At 64.7% G+C, this 9,384-nt stretch carries 11 protein-coding genes; 1 reads left to right on the top strand and 10 read right to left on the bottom strand.

Annotated elements, in window-relative coordinates:
* Positions 1-26: 26 nt before the first annotated feature.
* From ACE3UY_RS23405 to ACE3UY_RS23370, 8 genes are all read right to left on the bottom strand, one after another.
* Entirely contained in the window at positions 27-782 is a 756-nt protein-coding gene (locus ACE3UY_RS23405) for a YggS family pyridoxal phosphate-dependent enzyme (RefSeq protein ID WP_374689876.1), read from the bottom strand.
* A 149-nt stretch (positions 783-931) separates the two neighbouring features.
* Entirely contained in the window at positions 932-2,320 is a 1,389-nt protein-coding gene (locus ACE3UY_RS23400; RefSeq protein ID WP_374689875.1) for a sorbosone dehydrogenase family protein, read from the bottom strand.
* On the bottom strand, positions 2,317-2,754 hold the full coding sequence (gene dtd, locus ACE3UY_RS23395; protein ID WP_374689874.1) for a D-aminoacyl-tRNA deacylase: 438 nt from the start codon (positions 2,752-2,754) through the stop codon (positions 2,317-2,319). Before dtd ends, ACE3UY_RS23400 begins: the two co-directional genes overlap by 4 nt.
* Positions 2,755-2,847: 93 nt before the next feature.
* On the bottom strand, positions 2,848-3,915 hold the full coding sequence (locus ACE3UY_RS23390; protein ID WP_374689873.1) for a glucose-1-phosphate thymidylyltransferase: 1,068 nt from the start codon (positions 3,913-3,915) through the stop codon (positions 2,848-2,850).
* Between the two features lie 88 nt (positions 3,916-4,003).
* Positions 4,004-4,651 (bottom strand): CpsD/CapB family tyrosine-protein kinase, encoded by a 648-nt coding sequence (locus tag ACE3UY_RS23385; RefSeq protein ID WP_374689872.1) that lies wholly within the window; start codon positions 4,649-4,651, stop codon positions 4,004-4,006.
* An 87-nt stretch (positions 4,652-4,738) separates the two neighbouring features.
* Positions 4,739-5,389 (bottom strand): YveK family protein, encoded by a 651-nt coding sequence (locus tag ACE3UY_RS23380; protein ID WP_374689871.1) that lies wholly within the window; start codon positions 5,387-5,389, stop codon positions 4,739-4,741.
* A gap of 99 nt (positions 5,390-5,488) precedes the next feature.
* Complete coding sequence (locus ACE3UY_RS23375; protein ID WP_374689870.1) at positions 5,489-6,166, bottom strand: YveK family protein; 678 nt, start codon at positions 6,164-6,166, stop codon at positions 5,489-5,491.
* The gene (locus tag ACE3UY_RS23370) at positions 6,100-7,260 is read right to left on the bottom strand and encodes a glycosyltransferase (RefSeq protein ID WP_374689869.1); all 1,161 of its coding nucleotides are present in this window, start codon (positions 7,258-7,260) and stop codon (positions 6,100-6,102) included. Before ACE3UY_RS23370 ends, ACE3UY_RS23375 begins: the two co-directional genes overlap by 67 nt.
* 218 nt (positions 7,261-7,478) lie before the next feature.
* Between ACE3UY_RS23370 and ACE3UY_RS23365 the strand changes: the two genes are divergently transcribed.
* Complete coding sequence (locus ACE3UY_RS23365; protein ID WP_374689868.1) at positions 7,479-8,276, top strand: hypothetical protein; 798 nt, start codon at positions 7,479-7,481, stop codon at positions 8,274-8,276.
* A gap of 6 nt (positions 8,277-8,282) precedes the next feature.
* Here ACE3UY_RS23365 and ACE3UY_RS23360 read toward each other — a convergent pair whose 3' ends face one another.
* Entirely contained in the window at positions 8,283-9,143 is an 861-nt protein-coding gene (locus ACE3UY_RS23360; protein WP_374689867.1) for a VOC family protein, read from the bottom strand.
* 79 nt (positions 9,144-9,222) lie between these two features.
* Positions 9,223-9,342 carry a hypothetical protein gene (locus tag ACE3UY_RS23355; protein ID WP_374689877.1) on the bottom strand — a complete coding sequence of 40 codons (120 nt, stop codon included), beginning with the start codon at positions 9,340-9,342 and terminating at the stop codon, positions 9,223-9,225.
* Between the last annotated feature and the right edge of the window lie 42 nt (positions 9,343-9,384).

Genomic DNA, 9,384 nt, shown 5'->3' with positions numbered 1-9,384 from the left:
GGTAGGGACGGGTTTGAAACCCGCCCCTACCTCCCTGGAACCTGGCCCCTCTCTCCAAAGAGGGCACGGCCGACGCGGACGTGCGTTGCCCCTTCCTCGATGGCGATGTCGAAATCGTCGGTCATGCCCATCGACAGGGCCAGCGCCGGCTGCTCCAGCCGCGTTCTGTCCAACCACAGCGCCAGTTGCCGGGCCCGGCGGAAGACCGACCGGATGACGTCCGGTTCGGCGTCCCACGGGGCCATCGTCATCAGACCGATTACCGGCAGGTGAGCGTAGTCTATCTCTGCGATCATTCTACGTAGATTCTCGCGCTGAGTCGCATCCTCCTCCCAACGAGTCATATCCAGGCCGGATTTACTGGCCTCGCCGGACAGGTTGACTTCCAAGAAGGCCGGCAGCACCCGGCCACGCTCGGTCAGGTCGGCCGCCAGCCTCCGGGCGATCTTGACCCGGTCGAGGGCGTGGAAGACATCGGCATGGCTGGCAGCCAGGTGAGTCTTGCGACTTTGCAGCGTGCCGATGAGGTGCCAGGTAAGACCGCCCAGGCCGCCCAATGCCGCTTCCACCGCCGGGCGCTTCTCGGCCAGTTCCTCGGCGCGGTTCTCGCCGAAGTGACGCATGCCGGCGGCGTGAGCGGCCAGGGCCAGTTCGGCCGGCCACGTCTTGGTGACGGCCACCAGGGTCACGTCCTCGGCCGCCCGGCCGGCCCGCGCCGCCGCGGCGGCCAGGCGCTCCCGGACAGCGGCGTAGCGCTCCGCGAGAAGAATGGGATCGAGCATAAGCGTATTATCCGCAGATTGGGCAGATTGGGCAGATTGGGCAGATTGAAGAGGAAGAGGCTCACGCAAAGAGCGCCAAGTTCGCCAAGAACGCAAAGGATTGTTTTTCTTTGCGTTCTTGGCGAACTTGGCGCTGTTTGTGTGAGATATTATTCCCCGGTATGGGAGATGCGGAAGATGATACCGGTCGCCCAGTCGGCCACGTAGAGCGCGCCGTCCGGGCCGGTGGTCAGGTCAATGGGCGCGGCGAAGCCGGTGGCGAAGTCGGCCATCTCCTCGCCGCCCGGGCTGAACCAGATTATGCGCTGCGCCTCGGCGAACGAACTCCAGAGTGTCACGAAGATACTGTTGTAGTAGCCGGGGAATTCGTCGCGCAGATACGTCTCCACCCCGGTCGGGGCAGAATGGGGCACGAAGGTATGCAACGGCGGCGTGATCTCCACGTCGTCCGGGGCGGCAAAGCATACCGGGCAGTCAAACCACGGGTAGCCATGCTCCCCGCCCGGCGTCACCTTGTGAAACTCCTCCGGCGGGCCAAAGTCGGGCATGTTGATCGTGGTGAAGAGATTGCCGCCGGCATCCCAGGCGATGTCGTAGGAGTTGCGGAAGCCGCGGGCGTATGGTTCCACCTGCGTCCCGTCGGGGCTGAAGCGCAGGATACTGGCCTCGAAGGGCTGCAACTCATCCTGTTCGCCGGTATTCGGCCCTTCCAGAATCTCGCCGTGGTCGGCCCGCCCGCCCACGGCCACGTAGCCGTAGCCGTCCGGCCCAAAGGCGATGCCGTTGGCCGAGTGCATGGCCGTGTAGCAGCAAGGTAGCCCGGTGATGAGCGGCGTCACCTCCCCATCCTCGATCACGGCCACCATCGCCTCACCGCCGATGAACACGTCCTTCACCCGGCTGGAGATGTAGAGCCGCTCCGTGCCCGGCTGGAAAGCCAGACCGGCCGGGGCGATGAAGCCGTCCACGTAAAGTTCCACCTGTCCCGTCTCGTCCACGGTGAAGACCTCGCCGGCCATCGTAGCGACGTAGAGCAGCCCGTCCGGCCCGAAGGTCAGGACGTTGGGCTGCCCCTCGATGCGGGTATAGTACTCGGTGGTGAACCCCTCCGGCACGCGGATGCGCGCCTCCCAGCCCTCTACGTCCTCGTTGCAGGGATATTTGTCGCTGCACTCGCTGGCGGCGTAGGGCGGCTGGGTGATGGCGCCGATGGGCGCGGGCGTCGCGTCGGGGTCAGCCGGCGGGTTGATGGTTGGCGTGGCGATGAGGCCCCCCTCCGGGGTGGGCGTCATGGCCGGAGCCGAGGTGGGTGAAGGGGGCGGCGTGGCCGTCGGCGGCTCGGTCGGCGGAATCTCGACCGTAGGCTCGACAACCTGCGGCAGCGACTCGCCGTCCGCGCCGGCCGTGGGGGCCAGAATGACCGGGGCCTCGCCCGCCGTCCCGCCGCACGCGGCCAGGACCAATAGAACTAGTAGTAGCGCGGCCATTCCTGACCGCGTCATGCCATTGACTGTGTGTTTTTCGATGATGTGCTTCATTTCTCTATCAAAAGGGTCACCGGGCCGTCGTTGTGGATTTCTACGTCCATGTGCGCGCCAAAGACGCCGGTGGCAACGGTGAACCCCGCTTCGCGCAGCAGCCCGACGAACGCATCGACGAGCGGCTCCGCCTGGTGGGGCGCGGCTGCGTCGGTGAACGACGGCCGCCGCCCTTTGCGGGCGTCCCCATAAAGGGTGAATTGTGAAACGACGAGCAGCTCCCCGCCGACGTCGCTCAGTGAACGATTCATCTTGCCCGCTTCATCGTCGAAGACGCGCAAGCCGGCGACCTTGGCCGCCACCCACTCCGCCTCGGCCGGCCCGTCGCTGTGAGTGATGCCCAGCAGGACGACGAACCCCCGCCCAATCTGCCCGACCACCCGGCCGTCCACGGTCACGCTGGCGCGGGAGACGCGCTGTAGGAGAGCTCTCACAGTAGTCAGTAGGTCAGCAGTCAGTAGGTCAGTAGTCAGCAGATCAGTTCACTTTTGCTGACCTACTGAATACTGAGGTGCTGAATACTGTCGCTAAAGTATCCCAATCTTGCTATGATCCCCGACCGTCAACTTCAGCGACTTGGGCTTGATAGGCGAGCGGGAGACGACGACGTCGCGGCCGATCAAGCTGTCCTGGATGCGCGATTCGATGTCGCAGATGCGGCTGTTCTCCAGGACCACGGAATGCTCGATCTCGCTGTTCTCCACCGTCACGTGATGGTCGATGCTGGTGAACGGCCCAATATAGCTGTTCACAATGCGGGCGTATTCGCCGATGATGGCCGGGCCGCGCACGGTGCTGTTGATGACCTCGGCCCCCCGCTGGACGGTCACGCGGTGGTCTACCTTGCTGTCCCGGTCAACGTACCCCTCGATGCTGTGCCCGATCTCCTCCAGCACCAGATCGTTGGCCGACAGCATGTCGCCCGGCGCGCCGGTGTCGATCCACCAGCCCTGATGGACATAGGGGTGCACGGTGTAGTTGTTGTCCACCAGCCATTGGATGGCGTCGGTAATCTCTAACTCGCCGCGCCACGAGGGTTGGATGGCGTTGACGGCCTCGAACACGTGGTGGTCGAACATATAGATGCCCACCAGCGCCAGATCGCTGGGTGGGATTTTGGGCTTCTCGACCAGGCGGACGATGCGTCCCTCCTCATTCAGTTCGGCCACGCCGTACTGCTCCGGGTGCTCAATACGTGTCAGGACGATCTGGCTATTCCAGCCGCTCGTGGAGAACTCGCCGATGAGCCGGCTGATGCCACCCTGGATGACATTGTCACCCAGGAACATGACGAAGCGCTCACTGCCCAGAAAGGGCTGCGCTACCTTGACGGCGTGGGCCAGACCCAGCGGCTTGTCTTGCGGGATGTAGGTTATCTTCACGCCCCAGCGCCCGCCGCGGCCGACAGCCTCCTTAATCTGCTCGGCCGTGTTACCGACGACGATGCCGATATCATCGATGCCCGCGTCGCGGATGGACTCGATCACCCGGAACAGGATCGGCTTATTCGCCACCGGAATGAGTTGCTTGGCGTTGGTGTAGGTCAGCGGATACAACCGCGAGCCGGTGCCGCCGCTGAGAATGAGGCCCTTCATAGTGTGCTCCAGGAAGGGGTTAGTGGTTAGGGGCTAGGGGCTAGAGAATAGCGCTCTTCCCTAGCCCCTAGTCCCTGACCCCTAGTCCCTAGCCGTAATACTCCCCGATCAAGCTATCCTTCGGCGCATTGGTCAGCGTCACGCCGACGATGCGCACTTGGGCCTTTTCCAGCCGTTCGCGCGCGCGCTCGGAGTGGTCGCGGCGCGTCTTGCCGGCCTGGATGACCAGCAGTACGCCGTCCACTTTCGCGCCCAAGATGGCCGCGTCGGCCGCGGCCATGACCGGCGGCGCGTCGAACAGCACGAAGTCCGCCCGCTCCAACAGTTGCGCGATAACCGCGTCCATGCGGTTCGCGCCCAGCAGGTCGGCCGGGTTGGGCGGTATAGGCCCGCTGCTCAGCAGCCATAACCCATCTACGGCCGTCTTCTGGAGCGGCAAGTCGGTCACTTCATCGAGCGCCAGGCTGGTCAGCCCCGGCGACATCGACAGGCCGAACAGTTCGTGCTGCGCCGGCCGGCGCAGGTCGCAATCGACCAGAATGGTGCGCCGGCCGCTCTGAGCCATGGCCACGGCCAGGTTAGCTGCGGTCGTGCTCTTGCCCTCTCCGCCAGCCGGCGACGTGACGAGGAGCGCGCGAAGGGGCTGGGCGACACTGTAGAAGGACAGGTTCGTGCGCAGCGTACGATACGCCTCGGCCGCGGCCGAGCGGGGGTCGGTGATGGTTACTAATGTCATGATCACTTCTCTAGGTTCCAGGTTCCAGGTTCCAGGTTCTAGGGGAAGAACGCTCTTCCCTAGCCCCTGGAACCTGGAACCTGGCCCCTACTCTTGCGGGATCGCCCCGATGACAGGGATGTTGAGGTAGCGCTCCACGTCCTCACCGCGACGCATGACGCCGGAGGCCAGCCACTCCAGCAGAAAGATCAGACCCACGCCCAGCAACAGCCCGAAGACCGCGCCGGCGGCGGTGTTGATCTTCGTGTTTGGCCGGTCTAGCCCCACCTGTGGGTAGTCGATAGGCTCGATGAAAATCCGATCCTCCAGCCGCAGTGTGTCGTTGTTCTCGTTCTGCCAGCGGATCAATTCATTGCCCCAGGTGGTGGCGATGTCATTGGCGAGGTTGGGGTCACTGTTGTCCACGGTCAGGGTGATGACGAAACTGGCCCCATCAGAGGCCACGCGCACGTCACTCAGCAGGTCGCCGGCGGTCATGTCCAGTTGCAGGTTATTGATGACCGCCTGCGCCCGAAGGCTGCTGTAAAGCCACTGCTGGTAGGTGGCCAGCAATTCCTTGGCCGCCTGAGCCTGGCCAAAGTCGGTGCGCGACGGTCGTACCAGCAGCCGTAGCGTTGACTGATAGACTGGCGTCTGCACCTTACTGAAGCCAAAGGCCGCCGCCGCCGTCAGCGCCATCAGCAGCAGGATGAGCCACCCCCGCTGGCGCAGGATGCGAAAGTAGTCGCTTAGTTGCATATGTCCTCTTCAGAAGCAATCATCCGCAGAATTTCGCGGATTACGCAGATTGGTCACGAAAAATCTGTGGATGCGGCGAAATCAGTGGATTTCCTCTCTTCATTCTTTGGGTATCTCCCCAACCACGGGCAGCCCCAGCCGCTCCAGTTCGGCGCGGTCGCGGACGGTAGGGTCTACGTAGTGGGCCAGCAGGGCCAGCCCCACGCCGACGGCCAGGGCCAGCACCACGCGCAGGGGTAGCTCAAGCTGGCTGCGGATGCCGGCGGCAAGCGGGTTGATCACCGGCTCGTCCAGTTGCGTCAGCGCCGCCGGCTGTCCGCCTAACTGGGGCAATGCCGCGGCGTTCTCCTCGGTCAGCACGGCGATGGCCCCGTCCATCATCTGCCGCAACGCCTCCGGGTCGCCAGCCGTCAGCGACAGGGTGAGCATGCTGCGGGCGTTGTCGGCGGCCAGCCCGCCCTGGATGACCCCAGCCGGCATGTTGATGCCCTGGGCCGCCAGCCGGGCGCTGACCGCCTCGGCGAAGCGCCCGCCGCGCACCCAGTCGGTCAGGCCGTTGACGACATATTCCGAAGTTAGCCAATTATAGTAGCGCTGCTCGTCGGTCAGGTCGCCCTCAACCGACGGCGGCTGGCCGACGATGAAGCGTACCCCGGCATTGTAGGCTGCCGGCGCGGGCCGGTAGGTCGCCAGCCCCAGACCCAACACGACTAGCGCGGGAAGGAGGACGAGTGGCCAGCGACGGCGGAGGATTTTCCAGTATTGGCGGAGTTCCATGCTTCGTACTTCCGCTCCACAAAGTCGGCGATGTGACGCTTGAACAGGGCGATGTCGTATTGTTCCGCATGGCGGCGAATGGCCGCGGGACTGACGGACAGCGGATCGAACGACTCGACCACCTCGATGATAGCAGCAACGGACTGCTCGGCAAACAGCGCCCCGGTGGCCGACGCGGCGTCCGGGCCGGTGATGACCGTCTCCAGCGCCCCGCCGGCGGCGTAAGCGATGACCGGCCGGCCGGCGGCGTTGGCCTGGAGGGGCGAGATGCCAAAGTCCTCTTCGCCCGGCCACATGAACGCCCGGCAGCGCGCCAACAAGTCGGGCAGGTCGGCGTCGGGCACGTAGCCCAGGAACTTCACCGTCGGCCCGGCCAGCGCTTCCAGGCGCTCGCGGTCGCGCCCGCTGCCGGCGATGACCAGAGGCCGGCCCATCGTGTTAAACGCCTCGATCAGCAGATCGAGCCGCCGGTAGGGGACAAGGCGGCCGACAAACAGGTAGTAATCGTCCACCCGGTTCGACGGCGCGAAGCGCCCCACGTCCACCGGTGGATAGATGATAGTCGCCTCGCGCCGGTAAACCTTGGCGATTCGCCGACGCACTTCATCCGATATGGCGATGAAATGGTCTACCCGGTCGGCAGCCAGACGATCCCATTGGCGCAGGAAGGTCAGGAAGGGGGCCAGTGACAGGCGCGTGGCCCGGCCCAGGCTCTCGCGCTCGGCATACTGGTGGTAGCGCCAGACGTAGCGCGTCGGCGTCAGGCAGTAGCAGACGTGCATCGTCTCCGGGCCGGTGATGACGCCGTGGCAGAAGCCGCTCTTGTTGCTCAACACCACGTCATAGCCGCGCAGATCGAATTGCTCGAAAGCGAAGGGGTAGAGTGGGAAGTAGAGTTGCTGTCTGCGGCGCGCGAGGGGCAGCCGGTCGATGAAGGCGGGCCGGATATCCCAGTCGCGCCAGTGGGCGGGCATGCGCTCGCGGTCATAGAGGGCGGTGTAGAGCGGCGCGTGGGGGTAGAGGGCCACCAGCGCCTCCAGTACATCCTCCGCGCCGCCAAGCTGGTTGAGCCAGTCGTGGATGAGGGCGATCATTGAGAGGGATTATAGCGCTGAGAAGAATAGAACGCAGATGAACGCCGATTGAAGACGCTTATTGGCGCTGATCGGTCATATACTCCGTCTGCCACCTGCGAAAATCAGCGCCCCCAGTCAGTGGAATCATCGAGCTGTTCTCCGCTACGTCGAATTGTGTAGAATCTCGGCGCTCAGCTATATTCGTCCTGGCTTAAACACAAATAGAGACCTTCTTAATGAACAAACCACTCTCTCCCTTCGCCCGCATCATCTTCTGGTTCGTCGCCGTCAACGCCCTCATCGGCGCGTCGTCGCTGTTGCTCTTCCCCACGCGCACGGCGACCTTGTTTTTCTGGGAGATTACGCCGCCCATCAACGCCGCCCTGTTTGGCGCGCTCTACCTGAGCGGGGCGTTCGTCGTCGGGCTGGTGACGGCGCGCGGGCAGTGGGAGCCGGCGCGCTTCCTCGTGCCTGTCCTCGTGACGGCCGGAGCGCTCATCAGCGGCGTGACGCTGCTGCACCTGGATCGCTTCACGCCGGGCATTCGCCTAGCCTACTGGCTGCTGGTCTACGTCGGCGCACCGCTGCTGGCGCTACTCATCTATGCCCGGCACGAACGGCCGCGTGCCAACTGGAGCGTTGATGAGCCGGTCAGGCCGCTGACGCGCGGCGTGGCGGTGGCCCTGGGCGGGCTGCTAGCCGTGCTGGGCCTGGTCGCCATCGCCTTCCCCGCTCCCGTAGTAGCGCGCTGGCCCTGGCCCACCAGCCCGCTCATGGTGCGCATCTTTGCCGCCTGGTTTGCCGCCTTCGGGGCCGGCCTGCTGTGGTTCCTGGTCGAGCGCGACTGGCGGCGCATCCGTCTGATCCCGATCATGATGACCGTTGCGTCGGCGCTGGACCTGCTGATGCTCTTCGTCCACCGCGGCGACGTCACCTCTACCGGGCTTAACTTGTGGCTGTTTGTCTTACACCTGGCGCTGTTTGGCGCGGTGGGGTTGCTCATGCATCGGTGGCAGCGACCCGGCAAGCTTTGATGCTGGCTAGAGGGCGTTCAAGAGAATGCGAATCCCTGACGGATCGGTCACCCACAGTTGCCCGTCCTCTCGCTCAAAGGCATGGCCGGCCTCTTCCAGACGCCCAGCAACGACCGCCACGGCATCCGCGTCCGGCAGCACGATCTCGTACCACAACAAGCGCGCCGCGTCGGCCGGCGCGGGCGGCAGACCGGCTCCGGCCCACGTGTTCGCGCCCAGGTGATGGTGATAGCCGTTGGCGGCCAGGAACGTGGCCGCCGCGCCGTAACGCACCATCAAATCGAAGCCCAGCGGCCCGGTATAGAACTGCTCCGTGGCGGCGATGCCGGCCACTTGTAGGTGGATGTGGCCCATCATCGTGCCCGCCGACAGCCCCGTCCAACGGCCGGCGTCGTCGCGCGCCTCGGCCAGTACGCCACCGAAGTCGAAGGGATCGACCGTCATCTTCAGCTGGCCGCCGGGATAGACCCACTCCGAGCGCGGCCGGTCGCGATAAATCTCAATGCCGTGCCCATCGGGGTCGGTCAGATAGATGGCCTCGCTGACAGCATGGTCGGCATAGCCGCCGACGGGAATCCGGGCGTCGAGCAGATGGCGCAGCGTCCGGCCCAGATGGCGGCGCGAGGGTAACAGCAGGGCGAAGTGGTACAGCCCCGTGGCCCGCGCTACCGGTCGCGCGCCCGGTTGCTCGCGCAGCAGCAAAAGCGTCCGCTCGCCCGCGCCCAGACGCGCCTCACTTCCTTCGCGGGCCAATAAGGCCAGCCCGATACCCTCGGTGTAATAGCGAACAGAGCGGTCCAGATCGGCGACCGACAGGGCGACGCGCCCCACGTGGGGCGGAGACATGGGAATCTCGGGTTGGGTCATGGATCGATTATACAGGGGAATGGGCCGTTAGTCGCCGGTGACCGGCGACCAACGACTAGCGACTTCTCATCTCTAGAGGTTAGGCAGCCGCCGCGACCATTTCGGTCTCGACTACCTTCACCAATTCCAGATCGATCTCGATATTGATCTGGTCGCTGACCAGCCAGCCGCCTGTCTCCAGAGCCACGTTCCACGTCAGGCCCCACTCCTTGCGGTTGATGGTTGTCTTAGCGGCAAAGCC

The organism is Promineifilum sp. (SeqCode) (assembly GCF_041918635.1).
Classification (GTDB): Bacteria; Chloroflexota; Anaerolineae; order Promineifilales; family Promineifilaceae; genus Promineifilum.
This window is presented reverse-complemented; position numbering and strand designations above follow the sequence as displayed.

Bases quoted from the DNA above. Each gene is read 5' to 3' on its own strand.
- ACE3UY_RS23405 (WP_374689876.1), bottom strand. From the start codon at position 782: ATGCTCGATCCCATTCTTCTCGCGGAGCGCTACGCCGCTGTCCGGGAG.
- ACE3UY_RS23375 (WP_374689870.1), bottom strand. From the start codon at position 6,166: ATGGAACTCCGCCAATACTGGAAAATCCTCCGCCGTCGCTGGCCACTC.
- ACE3UY_RS23370 (WP_374689869.1), bottom strand. From the start codon at position 7,260: ATGATCGCCCTCATCCACGACTGGCTCAACCAGCTTGGCGGCGCGGAG.
- ACE3UY_RS23360 (WP_374689867.1), bottom strand. From the start codon at position 9,143: ATGACCCAACCCGAGATTCCCATGTCTCCGCCCCACGTGGGGCGCGTC.
- ACE3UY_RS23365 (WP_374689868.1), top strand. From the start codon at position 7,479: ATGAACAAACCACTCTCTCCCTTCGCCCGCATCATCTTCTGGTTCGTC.
- ACE3UY_RS23380 (WP_374689871.1), bottom strand. From the start codon at position 5,389: ATGCAACTAAGCGACTACTTTCGCATCCTGCGCCAGCGGGGGTGGCTC.
- ACE3UY_RS23400 (WP_374689875.1), bottom strand. From the start codon at position 2,320: ATGAAGCACATCATCGAAAAACACACAGTCAATGGCATGACGCGGTCA.
- ACE3UY_RS23385 (WP_374689872.1), bottom strand. From the start codon at position 4,651: ATGACATTAGTAACCATCACCGACCCCCGCTCGGCCGCGGCCGAGGCG.
- ACE3UY_RS23390 (WP_374689873.1), bottom strand. From the start codon at position 3,915: ATGAAGGGCCTCATTCTCAGCGGCGGCACCGGCTCGCGGTTGTATCCG.